This is a genomic window from Leptospira johnsonii, from assembly GCF_003112675.1.
In the GTDB taxonomy this organism is placed as follows: Bacteria; Spirochaetota; Leptospiria; order Leptospirales; family Leptospiraceae; genus Leptospira_B; species Leptospira_B johnsonii.
Map to the genome: position 1 here is coordinate 116,408 of NZ_BFAY01000006.1, position 17,220 is coordinate 133,627.

Below are 17,220 nucleotides of genomic sequence, written 5' to 3' on the forward strand. Positions count from 1 at the left end.
ATAGAAATTAAGGAAAATCCCACATCCTAACATCTACAAATAGAACATTTCCTTCTTCCATTCTTTTGGAATAAGTGACTAAGAGTAGATGACTTTCCAGATCGTAATATGGATTACTTGCGATCCAACCGCCGGAAGAGTCTTTTGCATTTTTGTAAAATTGCTCCAAGAAATATGGTCTCCAACTCCAATTCCTTCCCACAAAGGAATCGTCTTCTAACATGCCAGAATCGGAGATCCCTGAATAGTTGGGAGAAAGTTGCCTTCCCTCATGATTGGTTACGTATATTCTAAAAACAGATTTTTCTAAAAGGTAAGAATTTCTTAATTTAATGGTCGCAATACCATCCGAATTGATCACTTCAATGCCGGAAGATTCCAATCGATCTTCCAGTTCCTTTTCCTTTTTAATCCTTCGTAATAGTTGGTATTTTTTATAATTAAAGAATAATTCATGAAGTTGGGAGAATCGGATGCTTAAACCGTTAATGTCCAGCAACTCTGGAGTCGGCTCTGCAAAATAAAAACCTTGTAAAAACCTGGCTCCATAAGTGAGAGCATTGTACAATTCGGTCTCGGTTTCCAAACCTTCGAATAAAAGGGAACAGCCTAAACTTTCGGCAAGTCTGGACAAAGTGAATAAGATCTCCTGAAAATTTCTAGAGGCCACCGAGCTACGGATGAGTCCCAAATCCACTTTGATAATATCGGGATGTAAAGCGCCGATCCGATCCAGGTTAGAAGACTTGGATCCCAGGTCGTCTATCGCCACTAAAAATCCCGATCGTTTGTATAGATTGATCAAAGGTTTTAGCTGGTCGATCTCTCCGGAAAAATGTTCTTCTACAATTTCAATCACAATCCGTTTCGGATCTAAACCGGAACTTTTTGCGATTTGTAAAGTATAAGGTTCTTCGTCCGTTTTGGAGGAAAGATAATCCTGCATGAAAGAAGGAGAAATATTCAGGAAAAGTTTTGCTTTAGGATCGATGCCTGGAGCATTACTGATCTTCTCCACCGCTTTTTTGCGAATGGTTCTATCTATTTCTAGTTTAAGATTTTTGAATTCTATTCTTTCAGAGACGGAAAAAGAATGAGGAATATCGGCTAAAAAGAAGGGCCCAAGGCTATGTACAATACCCTCCCTGTCTTTAAAACGGGCGAGAGCTTCGTAACCAAAGATAGAGTCTTTTTCAACAGACAAAATGGGCTGGAAGTACGGAACGATCTCACCTTCGGAAAACCATTCCCGCCATTTGGATGCATTCCAAGAAGCTCTTCCTTCACTCATTCTTAACAATAAAATGAAAACCCTGCAAGAAGGATCAAGAATTTAAAATCAAAAGTTCAGATCTGAAGATAAAAGAAGAATGAGGGCTACTGAAATTAGTAACCGACTCCTAGTCCACAACCGAAACCTTCAGGAATACCCACCCACGGAGTTCTAGGCTCGGAATTTCGGATCAAATTTCTATTCCCGCCTAAGTTTTCTCGGAGAATTTCCATAAATCTCTCTTTTGTGAAAAGGTCTTCCGATTCGGTTAACAATTTCAATCGATCATAGTATACTTTCAGATCCGGATCTTGGATCTTGTTTTGTCCGGAGGAAACAGATTCCAAGTATCCTAAAGGAATATTTCGAGTAAAATGCCCTACTCTCCAATTAGAAACTGATTTCAATTTACTTAATAAAGGGTCTGTTAAAGCGTTTGAGTCCACAATCTTACGATCTTGTCCCGCAAAATAACCGTAAAAGCCTACGTTGATCGTGGCGCAGGCCTTATCAGGTTCGTTAGGAGCCTTTTTAAACTTTCTACCGGCTTCTGCCCAGCCATGAGTTGGGAATTCCCGGAATTGGACGGAACGCAGAAAGTTCGTGCTTCTAAAATAAGCACCTTTTTCGTCCTGGATCTCTCCGTCATTTCTAAGTCTTGTATAGTCTTTTGTAATATACAAATAAGAGTTTTGGTTTAACAAGAATAAGGCGACAAAAAATAGAACGCCCACTCTAGGAAGATATGAGGGTGAAAGCTCCGAAAGTAAGAACACGCAGGCCACAAAAGGAAGAGCAAAAAATCTTCCCGACATAAAATCCCCGCCTATGGAGCAAACATATAGAATATAAAGCCCAATGCCGGAAGAAAGAGCAGCCTCCAAAAACTTCTTTTTCCAGATGAAATAAGGTAAAAGTAAAATCGCAATGGCAATCGCAACCGAAGTAAAAAGATCCCAGCGAAAACTATTTTCCAAATAGTCCAGACCATAAGGCCAAAGATGAGAAACGGTAAGATCCGTGTTCAATTTTGCATATGCGGTATTCGGGAACAGATATCCGTAATATACCAATGAAAATCCAGACCAGAGAAGAATAGGTAGAAGTCCCAAAACTGCTGCACCTATGAATCTACCCCAAGATTTTCTCTCTTTTACAGGTTTGTACAGGTATAAAAGAAATGGGAGTCCAAAAAGAATCGTGTCCTGTCTGTTCAGATAAGATAAGGAAAGATAAAAAAAGAAAAGAAGAAGGTCCTGCAAATCGCATCGTTTCTCCAGATCGAAGGCCTTATTTAAAAACAAAACTATAAGCAGAAAAGACAGAGGGTTTTCCAAACCGGAACTAGAAAAATCCACGAACGCCCTGGAAGTGAGTAATACCAAAAGAATCCAAGAGGCCGAAAGATAGCCTTCTTTTTTTTCAAAGCGAGAAATGAGAAGATAAGAAGTCGCACCAACACAAATCCAGGAAAGAATTAAAGAAGAATAATATACTGGAATCTTCCAAAAGGAAAGAAAGATCAGACCGAATAACCAAAGAGGATGAGTATAAGCCTGGACTCTTTCATAAGTATTCCATCTCAAGCCCTGCCCATTTAAAAAATTCTCCACAGTCCTAAAACTGATATAAGCATCTTCTGTTACCCAGGAGTTCACGATCATCACATAAGCAAATAAAATACAGGAGATCGGAAAAAAGAATTTAGGAAGAGGCTTTTGGAAGAAGGATCGGATCTTTTCTAAAAGAGGAACCACTTCTTCCAAAGAAACATTCGGAATCTAAGTGTCATTCAGAATTCGGACGCTAAAGAATGGTCCAAAACTTTCTTTGGGGATTTCTTCTTGACCCTGGATTTTCCCGAGGCTTCTTAGCAGAATGTTGAATCGTCTTCTTTTCCGGGTCTCTTCCTTTACCGGCAAGTCTTCAGGCTTTCTGATTTTTGGAACGGTATTCTTGTCCATATTTCTGGCATGGCAATACCAAACAGGGATCCGGGTCGGGGATGGAGCGATCAAGCAGCAACAACTTGCAGACCTTCTACAAAACGGTTTTCCGGATTTTTCCTGTAGATACTCCGGAAAAGAAATAGATCCAGAATTTAGATTTTTGCCTTTGGATCTCAAAAAAGGGTCCACCATGACCCATGTTTATAAAGGAAAATGTTATTATGTTTTTCCTTTTTATTATACAGCGATCCAGTATCCCTTCGCTTATTTTTTCGGAAGATTCGGAAGTTTCTTCTTATCTTTAATCTTTGGAGTTTTAACTTTAAGAGCATTGTTCCAAATTGGCGAACTACTAGGACTGAAGGAAAAATCTAAGTTTTTCTTTTTGATCTTACTACTCTTAGGTTCCGCATTCAGTTTATTCTCCACGGACCTTTCCGAAACGGTTTTAGCAATCTACGGAGTGACCCAAGGGATCTATTTTTTACTCAAAGAAGAAGGATCTTCCAGATCCACGGACCTAGTATTTGCAGGCGGATTTTTCGGATTTGCGGCATTCTTTCGACAAGAAACGATCTTATTGGCAGCCAGTCTCTCCTTAGTTTATGCTTTTAGAATATTCAGAAATCCAAAAACAGCCTTGTTTCCATTTACTTTTGGGACTTTTTTGATCCTCCAAGCTGTGATCAATTATTCTGTGGTTGGACATCCTTTAGGCTCCAGAGGATATCTGCAAGAATCCTCTTCTTATGAATTCGTTTCTCAGATCTATTACCTAGGTCAATTGGTGTTTTTAGGGAATGGTTCTTTGGGATTATTGGGAGCCTATCCTGCCTTAGCGTTTATCGTTTTATGGAGACCAAAATCGGATCCTTTAACTCGGACCTTATACGGATTAGGGATATTTATACTCCTCTCAGGTTTTTTGACTTCTACCAGATTTTGGCAAGGAGTATTATTCGGGCCTAGGTTCTTAATGACCATTCTCCCCTTTTTACTTTTGTTCCTATTTTCCATCTTAGAAAAAAATTGGGAGAAGCTTAGTAAACCATTCCAGATTACAGCCATCCTTCTTCTTTCTTACTCTATCGTAGGTGGAATCGTATTCGACAGGTTATATTACAAATTTACGAAGTCGGTCGTGACTGAGCAAAGAGAACTCAGCGATCACACTTCCAAAACTGTGATCTACAGAAAAGGTTCCGTATTCTTACCTCCCAATTCGTTCAGAGAAGAAAGAGAAGTATACGAAATCGATTCAGCTGAATCCTTTGATGTACTTTTAGAAAAATTGTATGGGCTCGGAAGGACCCAAGTAACTGTAGTCGGCTTTAAGGATTCTTATCCGAAAGAAATTTTGGTCCCTAAATCGGAACATTTTGAATTTAAGAACAGGACATTCTACCAAAGTCCGTCGATTAATATGGAGACTTTAGAGTTTTCTAAAATAGCAAAGTGATATTAATCAAATCTCTTGCCGTGTAGGAACTCCAACACGGCATTAGAGTTAAATGCACTCGATGGTAGAATTCCTCTACACCATTTCACTCATCATCACCTCGCGCGCAGGAGTTCCTGCACGCGGCTCAATAGTGAGGTTTTATTTTCCCCAGACCCTTCTAAACAAATCCGACTCTAATAGATTTTTCGGATCTAGTTTCTTTTTCATGGCCCTGAACTTTTCCAGGTTCTGTTTAGGCATGGATCTTCTGTAAACTTCGGGACGAAGAGTGCTATCTTTTGCAAAATAGAATCTTCCTCCATTCTTCACTACGATCTCATCCAGTTCTTTAGCAAGTTCCCAAAGTTTCGTTTTATTTCCTTTGGTGACTGGAAAGTCCATAGCCATCGAATAACCGTCTACTGCATGAGTGAGTAAAAACTTGTCAGGTCTATGCTTCTTAAAGACTGCAAGCCAGTTCACGATCCCTCTTTTTTGGCAAATACTAAGGATCTCTTCGAAACCTTTCACTGCGTTCTCTTTCGGAATAAAACTTTGGTATTGGATCATCGCACCAGGCTTGTACATAAATTTCCAATTCGGAACATAGTCCAAAAGAAAAGCGTATTCCGCATGTCCTTGCTGATAAGGTTTATTATTGTTTAAAAATCCGGAGATCCATTTTCCGAAGTTCACAAATCTCATTCCAAGTTTATTGCTGAAAGGATACATGAACAACCACATCCAAGACTTAGGAATGATCCCTAAGAATGTGCTTGGCAAAATTTGGTTTTCCAATTTGCAATTTTCAGGAAACCCAGGATCCTCTCCCGCTTTTAGATGGACTGCTTTGTGGATCTGGCCTCTTCCCAGGGCTTTTCCGGAAGCAAATGAATCCACCCAACCAACTAAATAGTCGGATTGTTTATATTCTCTTTCGAAATAATCGTACATCTCTTGGAGGTTTGCGGTATTCACCGGCCAAACCTTCATCTTGCCAGAGTAGATTTTTTTCAGTTTGATCGTAACCGTTAAAAATGCTCCGAGCATTCCGAAACCGGAAATCGCGGAATAAAATATATCCGAATTCTTTTTGGGGGTACAAACGGATTCTTTTCCGTCAGGACTTAAAAATGTAAATTCTTGGATATGATCTCCGATTGGCCCAACAGCAAAGTTATTCTTTCCATGAATATTCATAGAAAGCGCTCCGCCTAAAGTTGGGAACATTGTTCCACTTACAACGGGAGGCCAATATCCTCTTTCGATCCCGAACTCCCAAAGTTGTTTAATGGTAACTCCGGACTCAGCGACCAAGATCCCTGTTTTAGGATCAAAGGACAAGATCTTGTTAAAATTACGAATATCTACTACGATCCCTTTCTCGTTTGTAGCTGCATCGCCATAACTGCAGCCACCACCTCTAAATGCGACCTTTGTGTTCGTATCTCTTGCATAAGAGAATAGATCTTTAAAGTCCTGGATGGATGTAGGTAAAAAAACCTTACTATTGGAGAAATGGTTCATCCCCCATGCTTCCACCTTTTGGACAGGACTTAAACGGGACTCGAACTCTTTCAGATCGAAGCCTGCTTTTTTAGCTTTGGGAGATGTCTTTTTTTTAACGGTCTTTTTCTTAGAGGCAGTTGCCATTTTTAGATCACCTTTTCCTTAAACGGAAAGTCTTCTGAAAATAAAAGAAGGGATAAGTCGAATGATCAAAGAGACCAAGGCCCAACGAGCAGGCACGTAGAAGTTCTCTTTTCCCGCATTCACTTTTTCTAATATGACTTGTGCAGCTTCTTTAGCAGTGATGAGCCACATAAGACCGGGCAGACCTTCCGTCATTGGAGTTTGGATCATACCAGGTTTTACTGTTACAACTTGAACACCTTTCACCGCTAAACGATTACGTAAAGCTTCTAGGTAAGTGGACATTCCCGCTTTAGATGCGTTATAAACCGGATTTCCTCTACGGCCTCTGTCACCTGCGATGGAAGAGATACCAATAATTTTGCCGGCCTTCTTCTCTTGGAAATATGTAGCTGCGGAATCCAACCAAGCCACACAACCTAAAAGATTCACTTCTAACATTTCTAAGTCTTTATCGACTGGAAATTCGTCTGCTCCTACTCTATGCATCACACCGGAAGCGTAATAAATTTCGTCCAAGCCGCCTAAAGCTTTTACAGCCTTAGCAAATTCTCCCGGGACCTTTGAGTATTCCGTTACGTCATGTTTGACGAATAAGTTTTTACCTTTGGAGGAAGAAGGAAGTTTTTTCAGTTCCTTCTCTCTTCTTGCAAAGGCAGCGACCTGATGTCCCTGTTCGATCAATTGAGATGCAATTTCTTTTCCGATACCGCTAGAAGCGCCTACTACGATGATCTTTTTAGCCATACCAACCTTTCTGGGGCGTAAGGCCAGTATGACAAGCCTGATTTGGGGGGTTTTATAAGAAGAATGACCCAGGTTTAAGTACCTGCTCGTTTGTCTCCGTTGGGACCATTCTCCAAAATATAATCGGAAAGAAAAGATCCGCTTTCTTTCCAAACACCAGTACTACGATCTAAAATTTCAGAAGGCCTCCAGTTCTTTTTGTAATCCATCTTAGGATGCCCCGGAAGAAAAAGACCCAATTGAAATTCTTTAAATCCATTCTCCTTCGCCCATAGAATAGAAGAAAGGATCAGAAAATTTCCCAAACTTCTTTTACTTTCTTCCGGATCAAAAACGGAATATACTGCAGACACTGTCTCAAGTCCTAAGTCCAATAAGATCCAACCTAAAAGTATATCCTTTTTATAAAGAAGAAGTTCCGTAGAATTATTAGAACCCTCGTACATCTGAAATTTCATGTTCTTCAAAATTTCGGATTCCGATTCTCCATAAGATCCTTCATGACGGGATTTTTGGTATTTAAGATATAAATTCTTTTTTTCAGCATCGATAAGCGGCAGAGAAATTTTTAAGGTTAGATCGTTATTCTTTTTGATCATCCTTTTGTGATTCGAACTAGGAAAAAAATCATGCAACAAAACCCGATAGCTCAGACAATGAGAACATTGGGAACAATTGGTTCTATAAAAGAAATTGCCGGACCTTCTGAAACCAAAACGAAAAAGATCATCTAAAATTTCAGGAGGAAGTTTTTCCTTAGAGAAGAAACCCTTCACCTTGGAATTCCGATCCGGATAATAGGCGCATTCCGACTCTGGAGTTTCCGGAAGAGAATTTAAGAATTCAAAATAGTCCAGCCCCATGTTTGCCATGATACGGATCCATTTTTACATTGCCAAACCAAAGCCTCCGAAGGATAGGACTATTGATGGTATTTGGTTTAATAATGGATCATCCGGCACGTTGGAACGCTTATAGATTGGCTTTCGGATTCACGGTCCTCAGCTATCTTTTTTATTTTTTATCCCTTCCTTTCGTTCTGTTCGCTTTATTAGGAGCCGGACTTTTCTGCCTGATCGGAGGGTTATTCTTCCCTCATGTATTCGATCATTTGTATCGGAGATTCCAATTTTTGGTATTAGGAATACTCTCATTTTTCTTTTCACTATTGGTCCTGATCGGATATCTAATTTTCTGGAGACCTTTCCAATTCGTGTTCGGATCTAAAAACCGAGAATAATCCTGTGAAAAAGTTCAAAATATATTGCGACGGTGCTTCCAAAGGAAATCCGGGACCTTCTTCTATTGGGGTTGCCGTTTACGAGGGAGAAACAGAGGTCCATTCCATTTCCCGTAGGATCTCCGACGGAACCAATAATATGGCAGAATGGGCCGCTCTGGAAGCAGGAGTAGAATATTGCCTCTCCCAAGACGCAGGCGAAGTTACAGCCTATCTGGATTCCGAGCTGGTAGTAAAACAATTCAAGGGGGAATACAAGGTCAAATCCCCTCACTTGCAAGTTGCAAAAGAAAAGGTCAAAGTTCTCACTTCTAAACTCAAACTATTCTCCATCCATCATGTCCTCAGGGAAAAAAACAAAAGAGCGGATAAACTAGCTAATCTAGCTTTCGAATCTTAAACTGACCGCCCGGTTGGAATTCCTACAAAATAAAAAATGGTTTCCTTATCCGCTTCTTTCTAAAAAATTCTTAGGATGAGTTCTCGAAAGTTCTTACTTCCGATCTGCTTTAGCTTTCTTGGCTTTCTCATTTTATCTAACTGTAAGGCAAGTATCTTAGACAAAATGTTAGAGCTGAAAAAAGAAGGAAAGTATTTGGAACTGGCCATCCTGTGTAACGAACATACGGACGAAGAATACAAAGAGATCTGCAATACTGCCTGGGACGAAACAGGAAGAAAGATCGACCAAATCCTTTCCCAGCAAGCGGACCTTCCCTTCTTAAGAGTCTCTGTAGACCAAAAGACCAAAAAACAGGTAGAAGAAATTTTTTCCAAGAACCCTGCACTCAAAGAGCGTTATCTATCGATTTGGAAGAAGATCGTCCAGGAATGATGAACCAGGATCCGAACCAACTCATCTCACAAATCCCTTCTCCTTTCTTAGAGGATCTATTAGAGATCAGCAAAATCATACAAAATTATGGAGGAGAAGCTTATCTAGTAGGTGGAAGTGTCCGAGATCTGATCTTAAATAAGGTCCCTCACGAATACGACCTTGCAGTTTCGATCCATCCGGAAGATATGCAGAAGATCTTCAAGAGAACTGTTCCAACCGGGATCAAACATGGAACCATCACTGTTTTATTCCATGATAGATCATATGAATTAACCACATTCAGAAAAGACGAAGACTATATGGATGGAAGAAGGCCGGAAACAGTACAATTCGGAGTAAGCCTAAGCGAAGATCTCAAAAGAAGAGACTTCACAATGAACGCACTTGCCTTGGACCTTCAGAAAAAGATACTAGTAGATGAACATTCCGGATTAGAAGACATTCAAAATTCTTTAATTAGGACCATAGGAAATCCGGAATCCAGATTTACCGAGGACGGACTTAGGCCGGTCAGAGCAATTCGATTTGTTTCCACTCTTGGATTTACTATTCATCCGCAAACAGCAGAAGCGATTGAAACATGTAGACCGGTTACAGCAAAGGTTTCTCCGGAAAGAATACACGACGAATTTTTAAAAATAATCAGAAGCAAAAATCCGATCGGAGGATTGGATCTATTAAAAAAATATAAAACTCTGGAATTATTCACCAAAACTAAATTGTATTCGGAAGATTGGGAAAAGCACAAAAATGGATTTTCCAAACTACTCCAAGCTTCCGAAAGGACAAGACTTGCCTACTTCTTAGCTTGTTGTTTATCGGAACAAACCTGGCTCAGCGATTCGAATGTATTTTTTAAAGAACTCAGATTCTCCAACCAGAGGACCAAGGATTCTCAGTTCCTAGTAAAAACCCTGTATTCACTCATACAACAGAAAGAAGAATTACGGACTTCTCCTGGGCTCCGCACACATCTGCTCCATCCAGTCGCACAATATTCAGGAAAAAAAGAACTTTGGGACTGGTGTTTAGAACTTTCCACCCTTTGGTCCGCCTTTCTAAACGAAGAAGCGTTCTGGCTCACTCAGGCCGAAGAAGAATGGAAGAAGAATCCTCCACTTCTGCTTTCCGATCTTGTCCTAGATGGAAATCTGATCCGGGAAAAATTCCCAGAACTTCCTGCACCAAAATTGGGAGAAGTATTGCGGTCCTCATTGTTTTCTGTGCTCCAAGATCCGAATCTAAATTCAGAGAAACTTCTACTGGATCAGATCAGAAAATCTTTGTAAGCCTAGCCAACTGTCGAAGTTACTACAAAATTCACCCAGCCTTAACCTCCCAAACCCCATCTTTATCAAAACATCTTCTACTTTGCTTAGTCCTTCAGCAACTCAACTTATGCTTAATTTTTAGGCACTATGCCGATATAGAAAAATTAGTCCAAAAAGTTTATAATATCTAAACACTGAATATTGGATTTAGAATCGTTTTTAAGCCTTATTTAGTCTCTTTGCCTATTTTTATCCTATTGGCACGCTAGTTGCATAGTTAGGAGCATAGGAGATTTAGGAGAATGATGAGAAAAAAAACAGCCAGCCTCATTGCTACCTTTACTCTGGTGACCGCCTCTTCGGTTTTTGCCCAGCCGAAAAAGGAAACGCCGGACCCGAAGGCAGCAGGCGCAGTGAAAGCTGCTCCAGCCCCAGAACCTGAAGATACGAAATGGTATGATAAGGTAGACTTTTCAGGATTTGTGGATGTGTACTACATGTACAATAACAACCCACTCCAAGGAAGCGCCGTAGACAGTACCAGAGCGTTCGAAACTAGCAACAAAAACTTTGGTGTTAACGCAGCAGCACTTGCTGTACAAAAGACCGCAGAAAAATCCAGCCCTTGGGGATTCCGCGTGGACTTCCAAAATGGACAGAACAACGCGTACCAAGAATTTCCTTATGTTCAATCCAACGGAATTTACAACTATAACATGCTGAAACAAGCTTACATTAGTATGTATTTCCCAGTGTTGAAAGGGATGACCTTAGACGTTGGTAAAATGGCAACGCATATTGGATATGAAGTGTTAGAATCGATGAACAACCCTAACTACTCGATAGGGGCCATCTTCCAAAACACAATCCCGTTCATTCACACCGGTGCTCGCTTAACTACTCAATTTACAGACAAATGGGCAGGAACCTTTTATCTGTATAACAGTGGTGGTGGTACCGGTTATAGAACTGGAGTTCCAGACGGAAGCACTACGAATAACTACTTCTTCGAAGCGGCTACCCAGCATAAAGCGATCGGAACTCAGGTTAAAGGACAATTGATCGAAGACAAATTATCGATCACTTGGAACACATTGTATTCTCAAGACGGTGCTACTGGAAGAATCGATCCGACCAAACAATATGTGGCTGATCAATTAGCGGCTCAAACCGGAGACCCTGCTGTATCTGCTCTTACTGCTCCTGCAGCAAGATATAACAAAGATTATTGGTTCATGAACCATGCAATCTTGTCTATGACCCCTACTGATAGGATCCAAGTTGACTTAGACTATACTTGGAGTGAGAAAGCAGGTGGTGCTGCAGCAGCTAACCTTGCACAGCAACAGTACAACCCAACAGGCGCAGCTACAGTTGAAACTATCCTTGGCGGAACCGTATCTACTGAAAAAACCAAAAGTACCTATAAAGCTTATGGTATCTTCAGTAAGTTTAAAATCGGTGAGACTTGGGGAGTTAACGTTCGTTTCGAGTATATCGACGATAGCCACAACAACGGTCGTTTGACTACCTTCAACCCATTTGCAGGTTCTCAAGCAGCTAACGCGTGGTACGAAGGCAAATATGCTCAAGACAAAGCAATCGCAGAGCAAATCATTGCTGCAACTCCTGCTTTGGGAGGCTTAACTGCTGATCAACTACTTGCGGCTTTAGACCCGAAAAACTACAAAGATTACGGTGGATCTTCCAACTACGGACAGTATAAAACATTTACTGTTACTCCAGTTTGGAACTACACTGAAAATCTACTCATCAAATTGGACATGAGAAGAGACTGGGCGACCGGTTATCAATTCGTAACCCAAAGCGGTGAGAAAAGCAAAGACCAATACGGTATAACCTTAGGGGTCGTTGCTAAGTTCGATTAATCGGATTTAGTAGATTTCTACGAAAAAGAGCGCCCACAAGGCGCTCTTTTTTTATCTTCTTAGAAAATGGATATGATTTAATATGAAAAGAAGAAGGTTAACTCCTTAGAAATCCAGATCCGATTGCCCAGACATGGCAACTAATTGTCTTCTAAAAGAATGAGGAAGAATATTCCAGCAGGACCTGAGTGTCTTTTTCCAAAAGCCGCTATCTGCTTTTTTCAGTTTTGCTTTTAAGTGCTCACTCATCTTCAAGATCCTCTTAAGATTTTTAGAGTGAAAAAACTGTAAAAAAACTTCGAGTTATTGTTCGTTTCTTGGTTCGGAATTTCAAAAATCTATCCAAGAAATTGTAGGGTCCCTAGATAGATTTTTACGAATTATACGTCGGATAATAAATCGGTTTTGAAACCGGTAAGCCTATTTGATCCTTCTTCCCCAGAGATTAAGCCGCTAAAACTCCGTAAACGATAATCCCAATCCCGACTAGATTCGCTGTAACACCAATTCCACCTATAATCTTTCCAAGTGGAGGATTCTCTTTGAATTCGTCTTTGATCCCTTGGAGCCAATTGACAGTGTCTTTTAATGCTAGAAATCCGGAAGAAGCAGCGAAAGAAACCGCTCCTACAAATGACAGAGTTTCGGACAGAGCAGTAGCATACTGAAAAGCAAGCACTAGTCCTAAGAGCATTGCCCCTTGCATCAAAGAACCTATATGAGCCGCCTGCAAGTACCTGGAAGGGAATTCAGCCTTCATTCTCGCAAATGCATACGCAAATCCTGTTAGACTTCCGTATGCTAAATTTAAGACTCCGGTTAGGATCAAAATTTTTTCGGGTAAATTCATAGTCATCACCTATCTATATTTGGGATAAGTGCATAACCTAACGCTTCTTTTTAGCGAGAACTTTTTTCTTTACCTTCTTACTTCCGTTCTTATGGGTAGGAGGAGTATCTTCTAAATCTTCTTCATCGTATAAGGAAACATACGCTTCCGGATGAAGTTCGAATGTTTCAGTCTCTCCGACCGGATGTTTTCTATCCCCCACTAAGACTAAATAGAGTGAAGGTAAGACAGTCAATACAAGGAATAAAGCGGAGAATAACCCACCTACAATCACAGTAGCCAACGGCCTCTGGACATCGGACCCAACTCCGGATGCCAGAGTAGCAGGGATGAGTCCAAGCAATGCGAGTAAAATTGTCATTAACATTGGTCGCAATTGGATAACAGCTGCTTGTGTGACTGCTTCTTTTGTGGTCAATGTAGGCTCGTCTCTTAAAAGGTGATTTGTCCTCGAAACGAAAAGAACCCCTGACATGGTGGCAATCCCGAATAAGGAGATAAAGCCTACCCCGCTGGATACGTTAAAATAATATCCCCTGAACAGAAGTGCATACATTCCTCCCACCAAGGAAAGAGGAAGACAGGCCAAAGCCACGTAGACATATTTTAGATTTCTATAAAGTAAGAACAATACACCGAAAATGATCGCGATAGTTACAGGAATAACGATCGCTAACTTTTTACCCACACGAGCAAGGTTCTCGTATTGTCCGCCGTAACGTACCTCATATCCTTCCGGAAATTTTATTTTCTGTTGTATCTTTTTTCGAAGTTCATTTACGAAACCACCCTGGTCCCGTCCTCTTACGTTTGTTCGGACAGTAATCGTCCTTCTACCTTCCTGACGAAAGATCATAGTAGGTCCGTCTTCCAATGTGATCTTTGCTAATTGAGAAAGTGGAACTCTTTCTCCCTTAGGAGAAATGATCGGCATTGCCTCTATCGCTCTTTTAGAAGCTCTATAATCCTTGGAGAATCGGACTACTATACCAAATCGAGCAGGCGTTTTTGGGGGAATGTCGGAAGGCCCCTCATACAAAGTACTGACCCTTTGCATTCCGATGGCAGCTTCTACCATCTGCTGTATATCGCTTACATTGATCCCGTAACGAGCCGCGGCTTCCCTATCGATCCGAACAGTCAACTGGGGACTGTCCGCTTCCTGTTCGATCCCGAATTCACTTGCTCCCGGCATATCTTTTACAATTTCTAGGATCTCTTCTGCAAGTTTACGCATCACTTTTAAGTCTTGCCCGGATACGAACACAGCGAGGTCCGCAATGGTACCCATGATCGCTTCCGACAAGTTGTCCATGATAGGTTGAGAGAAACTGATCCTTGCACCTGGAAGAGTCGCCTCCAGATCGTTTTTCATTCTTAGAAGAAGTTCCTGCTTAGTAATCCTTTCCTTCCAATCGTCGTAATCTTTCAAACTTACAAGCACTTCCAATCGGTTGGGAGGAAGAGGGTCTGTTCCGTCGTCATTCCTTCCCAACTGAGAAAGTACTACGCTTACTTGTTCGTTTTTATAGATCGTTTCCCGGATCTTAGGCATAAATTTACGAGCTTCCGGAAGAGAGATCCCCACTGGGAAAAAGATCCTGAGGTTAAAACCTCCTTCATCCATTTCCGGTAGGAATTCGGTCCCAAGTTTGTATCCGCCTATCCCTAAAAGTATGATCACCACGGTGAAAGCGCTGATGACCACCCTTCTGGATCTTTCTACCAAATAATCTATTAACTTTTTATAACGTTCTTCTATCCAGGCATACACCGGGTTATGCCATGCGATCGGTCCGGGCTTCTCTGATTCGAAATACTTACGGAACATAAAAGTCATCAAAACAGGGACGACAGTCATAGAAAAAATTAAAGCTCCAAAGATCGCAAAAGAGATAGTGAAGGCCATCGGCTTAAAGAGACGTCCTTCGATACGTTCGAAGGAAAAAATCGGCAAATAAGCAAGTATGATGATCAGAATGGAAAACAAAATTTCGGTCCCAACCTCGGAGCCGGACTCTGCGGTAAGCTTAATGATCCCCTTACTTTTATCACTAGGAGTGGCGTCCCTATATCTTCTCATGATATTTTCTACCATGATCACGGCCCCATCCACTACGATCCCGAAGTCGATAGCTCCCAAGGACAATAAACTTGCAGGGATCCCGGTAATATTCATAAGAAGAAAGGCGAATAATAACGCAAATGGAATGGTTGCCACTACCACAAGAGATGCCTTTGCACTTCCTATGAAGAAGATTAGAACCAAACTGACAACCATTACTCCTTCCAAAAGAGTTCTTCCGATAGTGCGTAACGTATAATTTACAAGGTCACTTCTATCATACGTAGTCCTAAGCTGAACTCCTTCCGGAAGATAGTTCTCGTTGATTTCCTTTACTTTGGCGCGGATCCGATCTCCCATCTCGTTCGGATCTCCCCAACGACGCATAGCCACAAGACCCTGGACGGAGGAATCTATATCCATGACCTGATTGTCAATGCGGACCGTATAACCCAAGACCCCGCTCGGAATCGGGTGAGAAATTTCCACGGTAGCCAGATCCCGGACGAATACAGGGACCCCATTCACTGTTTTTACTACGATATTTTCTATATGTTGGGCTTCTCGTATTGCACCCAAAGAACGGATCGGAAATCCCTGCTCACCTTGTAAAAGTAGATTTCCACCTGTGTTCAGATTATTCACTTGAACTGCTTGGATTACATCGTTTATCGTAAGTTTATAACGTATTAATTTATCTGGAGAAGTTACTATATGGAATTGTTTAGGTAAACCTCCGAACGTAACCACATCCGCAATTCCAGGAATAGAAAGCATCTTTGGCATTACGATCCAGTCTTGGATCGTTCTTAATTCCATCGGAGTGTGATTGCCGGAAGACTCGACCACATATCTGAAAATTTCTCCCACTGGAGAACTCATAGGTCCTAAAGCCGGTTGGACTTCTTCAGGAATATCCGCATCTGCGACCCTTTCCATAAGTCGCATCCTTGCAAAATAATCATCTGTCCCGTCTTCGAATACAAATTGGAATACTACAAGACCGTTGATGGTTCTGGATCTACGTACTGCTACTTTAGGAATCGCATTCAATACCCTTTCAATCGGAAGAGTGATTCTTTCTTCTACTTCGACGGCTGCTTTTCCCGGAAATTTTGCGATCAAACGGACTTGGGTGTCCGCAATATCAGAGTAAGCTTCCTTTCGAATATCTGTCCAGGCCCAAACTCCTAAAATCGCTACAAAGAGTGAGGCGATAATGGTGGGAACCCTAAACTTAAGTACAGATTCTATGAGTTTATCTATCATTAGTAAGACCTCGTATCGAACAGGTAGCCCAACTGGATGAGAAGCTGAGGATTTTTATAATCTCCGCTTCCTACCCCTCCGCCAAGTTGCAAAAAGAAATTTCCAAGAAGGAAATCGTAAGTAAGTCCAACATATCTTTGGTTTAAAGTTACCTTCTGTTTGTCCCTACTATCGTATTCTAAAACAGCAGCCAGATTCGGATTCTGTTCGGCTACATAAGATCGTATGATCAGATCTTCGAAAGTAGGATTCCTATGCTGGTATCCTGGAAAATCTGTACCTGTAGGATAAGAAGTTTGTCCGCCTCTACCTAACTCGGGAGCGAAAGGATCTACTTGGAATTGTCCTAATACTACCGAAACACTATGTGCGATGACAGAAGTTTTCCAAAAACTAAATCCTAGATCCGCCTGCCAACCCCACCAATGAGGTCCCCAATGCCCGCCGGATCCGCGTATTACGATATCCTTATAATAATATCCTAAATTGAAATTGATACTTCCGGGAGAACCGATACTTGCTCCATACACGAAGAAGTTCGTAGATTTAGGGAGAGCCTTCTGAGTAAGTTCGTCTTTTTCTTCTTCTCCGAATCTGGTTTTACGCTCCGAGTCGGGAGCCCATTCGGGAGAAATGTCGTCGTTCTTATAGTCCTTCTTCTTTTCCTCCGAATAAACGGATGAAATAAAAGAAAATAAGAATATTATAATAATAAAACTTAGTATTCTTTTCATA

Annotated in this window: 15 protein-coding genes; 6 read left to right on the forward strand and 9 right to left on the reverse strand. The window is 41.2% G+C overall.

Annotated features, from left to right (window positions below; genetic code table 11):
• Positions 1 to 7 precede the first annotated feature (7 nt).
• Positions 8 to 1,291 (reverse strand): EAL domain-containing protein, encoded by a 1,284-nt coding sequence (locus tag LPTSP_RS04165; RefSeq protein WP_167396407.1) that lies wholly within the window; start codon positions 1,289 to 1,291, stop codon positions 8 to 10.
• Positions 1,292 to 1,386: 95 nt separating this feature from the next.
• Positions 1,387 to 3,030, reverse strand: a complete 1,644-nt coding sequence (locus tag LPTSP_RS04170) for a hypothetical protein (protein WP_245915470.1) — start codon at positions 3,028 to 3,030, stop codon at positions 1,387 to 1,389.
• Positions 3,031 to 3,151: 121 nt separating this feature from the next.
• On the opposite strand from LPTSP_RS04170, the gene LPTSP_RS04175 reads away from it, so the two are divergent.
• Positions 3,152 to 4,681, forward strand: coding sequence for an LA_3751/LA_3752 family putative glycosyltransferase (locus LPTSP_RS04175; protein WP_108927579.1), 1,530 nt, complete (start codon positions 3,152 to 3,154; stop codon positions 4,679 to 4,681).
• A gap of 141 nt (positions 4,682 to 4,822) precedes the next feature.
• Here the strand turns inward: LPTSP_RS04175 and LPTSP_RS04180 are convergent, their stop codons facing one another.
• From LPTSP_RS04180 to LPTSP_RS04190, 3 genes are all read right to left on the reverse strand, one after another.
• Positions 4,823 to 6,316 (reverse strand): FAD-binding oxidoreductase, encoded by a 1,494-nt coding sequence (locus LPTSP_RS04180; RefSeq protein WP_108927580.1) that lies wholly within the window; start codon positions 6,314 to 6,316, stop codon positions 4,823 to 4,825.
• An 18-nt stretch (positions 6,317 to 6,334) separates the two neighbouring features.
• A complete protein-coding gene (locus LPTSP_RS04185) occupies positions 6,335 to 7,063 on the reverse strand; it encodes an SDR family NAD(P)-dependent oxidoreductase (RefSeq protein ID WP_108927581.1) in 729 nt (242 codons plus the stop codon).
• Positions 7,064 to 7,137: 74 nt separating this feature from the next.
• Positions 7,138 to 7,935, reverse strand: a complete 798-nt coding sequence (locus LPTSP_RS04190; protein ID WP_108927582.1) for an arginyltransferase — start codon at positions 7,933 to 7,935, stop codon at positions 7,138 to 7,140.
• A 56-nt stretch (positions 7,936 to 7,991) separates the two neighbouring features.
• On the opposite strand from LPTSP_RS04190, the gene LPTSP_RS04195 reads away from it, so the two are divergent.
• The 5 genes from LPTSP_RS04195 to LPTSP_RS04215 all read left to right on the forward strand — a co-directional run bounded on the left by LPTSP_RS04195 (position 7,992) and on the right by LPTSP_RS04215 (position 12,301).
• Positions 7,992 to 8,303, forward strand: coding sequence for a hypothetical protein (locus LPTSP_RS04195; protein ID WP_108927583.1), 312 nt, complete (start codon positions 7,992 to 7,994; stop codon positions 8,301 to 8,303).
• A 4-nt stretch (positions 8,304 to 8,307) separates the two neighbouring features.
• The gene (locus LPTSP_RS04200) at positions 8,308 to 8,703 is read left to right on the forward strand and encodes a ribonuclease HI family protein (RefSeq protein WP_108927584.1); all 396 of its coding nucleotides are present in this window, start codon (positions 8,308 to 8,310) and stop codon (positions 8,701 to 8,703) included.
• A 165-nt stretch (positions 8,704 to 8,868) separates the two neighbouring features.
• The gene (locus tag LPTSP_RS04205; RefSeq protein ID WP_245915457.1) at positions 8,869 to 9,138 is read left to right on the forward strand and encodes a hypothetical protein; all 270 of its coding nucleotides are present in this window, start codon (positions 8,869 to 8,871) and stop codon (positions 9,136 to 9,138) included.
• The gene (locus LPTSP_RS04210) at positions 9,135 to 10,430 is read left to right on the forward strand and encodes a CCA tRNA nucleotidyltransferase (RefSeq protein WP_108927586.1); all 1,296 of its coding nucleotides are present in this window, start codon (positions 9,135 to 9,137) and stop codon (positions 10,428 to 10,430) included. The genes LPTSP_RS04205 and LPTSP_RS04210 overlap by 4 nt, the downstream gene beginning before the upstream one ends.
• Positions 10,431 to 10,714: 284 nt before the next feature.
• Positions 10,715 to 12,301, forward strand: a complete 1,587-nt coding sequence (locus LPTSP_RS04215; protein WP_439956985.1) for an outer membrane beta-barrel protein — start codon at positions 10,715 to 10,717, stop codon at positions 12,299 to 12,301.
• A gap of 105 nt (positions 12,302 to 12,406) precedes the next feature.
• On the opposite strand, the gene LPTSP_RS19065 is transcribed toward LPTSP_RS04215, so the two are convergent.
• The 4 genes from LPTSP_RS19065 to LPTSP_RS04230 all read right to left on the reverse strand — a co-directional run bounded on the left by LPTSP_RS19065 (position 12,407) and on the right by LPTSP_RS04230 (position 17,219).
• A complete protein-coding gene (locus tag LPTSP_RS19065) occupies positions 12,407 to 12,550 on the reverse strand; it encodes a hypothetical protein (protein WP_167396408.1) in 144 nt (47 codons plus the stop codon).
• Positions 12,551 to 12,746: 196 nt separating this feature from the next.
• Positions 12,747 to 13,151: a hypothetical protein gene (locus LPTSP_RS04220; RefSeq protein ID WP_108927812.1), complete on the reverse strand. Its 405-nt coding sequence runs from the start codon at positions 13,149 to 13,151 to the stop codon at positions 12,747 to 12,749.
• 37 nt (positions 13,152 to 13,188) lie between these two features.
• Positions 13,189 to 16,485, reverse strand: a complete 3,297-nt coding sequence (locus tag LPTSP_RS04225; protein ID WP_108927587.1) for an efflux RND transporter permease subunit — start codon at positions 16,483 to 16,485, stop codon at positions 13,189 to 13,191.
• Positions 16,485 to 17,219: a hypothetical protein gene (locus LPTSP_RS04230; RefSeq protein ID WP_108927588.1), complete on the reverse strand. Its 735-nt coding sequence runs from the start codon at positions 17,217 to 17,219 to the stop codon at positions 16,485 to 16,487. The genes LPTSP_RS04225 and LPTSP_RS04230 overlap by 1 nt, the downstream gene beginning before the upstream one ends.
• Between the last annotated feature and the right edge of the window lies 1 nt (position 17,220).

Coding starts and splice junctions, on each gene's coding strand:
- LPTSP_RS04175 (WP_108927579.1), top strand. CDS start 3,152: ATGTTGAATCGTCTTCTTTTCCGGGTCTCTTCCTTTACCGGCAAGTCT.
- LPTSP_RS04210 (WP_108927586.1), top strand. CDS start 9,135: ATGATGAACCAGGATCCGAACCAACTCATCTCACAAATCCCTTCTCCT.
- LPTSP_RS04190 (WP_108927582.1), bottom strand. CDS start 7,935: ATGGCAAACATGGGGCTGGACTATTTTGAATTCTTAAATTCTCTTCCG.
- LPTSP_RS04215 (WP_439956985.1), top strand. CDS start 10,715: ATGATGAGAAAAAAAACAGCCAGCCTCATTGCTACCTTTACTCTGGTG.
- LPTSP_RS04185 (WP_108927581.1), bottom strand. CDS start 7,063: ATGGCTAAAAAGATCATCGTAGTAGGCGCTTCTAGCGGTATCGGAAAA.
- LPTSP_RS04165 (WP_167396407.1), bottom strand. CDS start 1,291: ATGAGTGAAGGAAGAGCTTCTTGGAATGCATCCAAATGGCGGGAATGG.
- LPTSP_RS04220 (WP_108927812.1), bottom strand. CDS start 13,151: ATGAATTTACCCGAAAAAATTTTGATCCTAACCGGAGTCTTAAATTTA.
- LPTSP_RS04225 (WP_108927587.1), bottom strand. CDS start 16,485: ATGATAGATAAACTCATAGAATCTGTACTTAAGTTTAGGGTTCCCACC.
- LPTSP_RS04180 (WP_108927580.1), bottom strand. CDS start 6,316: ATGGCAACTGCCTCTAAGAAAAAGACCGTTAAAAAAAAGACATCTCCC.
- LPTSP_RS04195 (WP_108927583.1), top strand. CDS start 7,992: ATGGTATTTGGTTTAATAATGGATCATCCGGCACGTTGGAACGCTTAT.
- LPTSP_RS04205 (WP_245915457.1), top strand. CDS start 8,869: ATGTTAGAGCTGAAAAAAGAAGGAAAGTATTTGGAACTGGCCATCCTG.
- LPTSP_RS04230 (WP_108927588.1), bottom strand. CDS start 17,219: ATGAAAAGAATACTAAGTTTTATTATTATAATATTCTTATTTTCTTTT.
- LPTSP_RS19065 (WP_167396408.1), bottom strand. CDS start 12,550: ATGAGTGAGCACTTAAAAGCAAAACTGAAAAAAGCAGATAGCGGCTTT.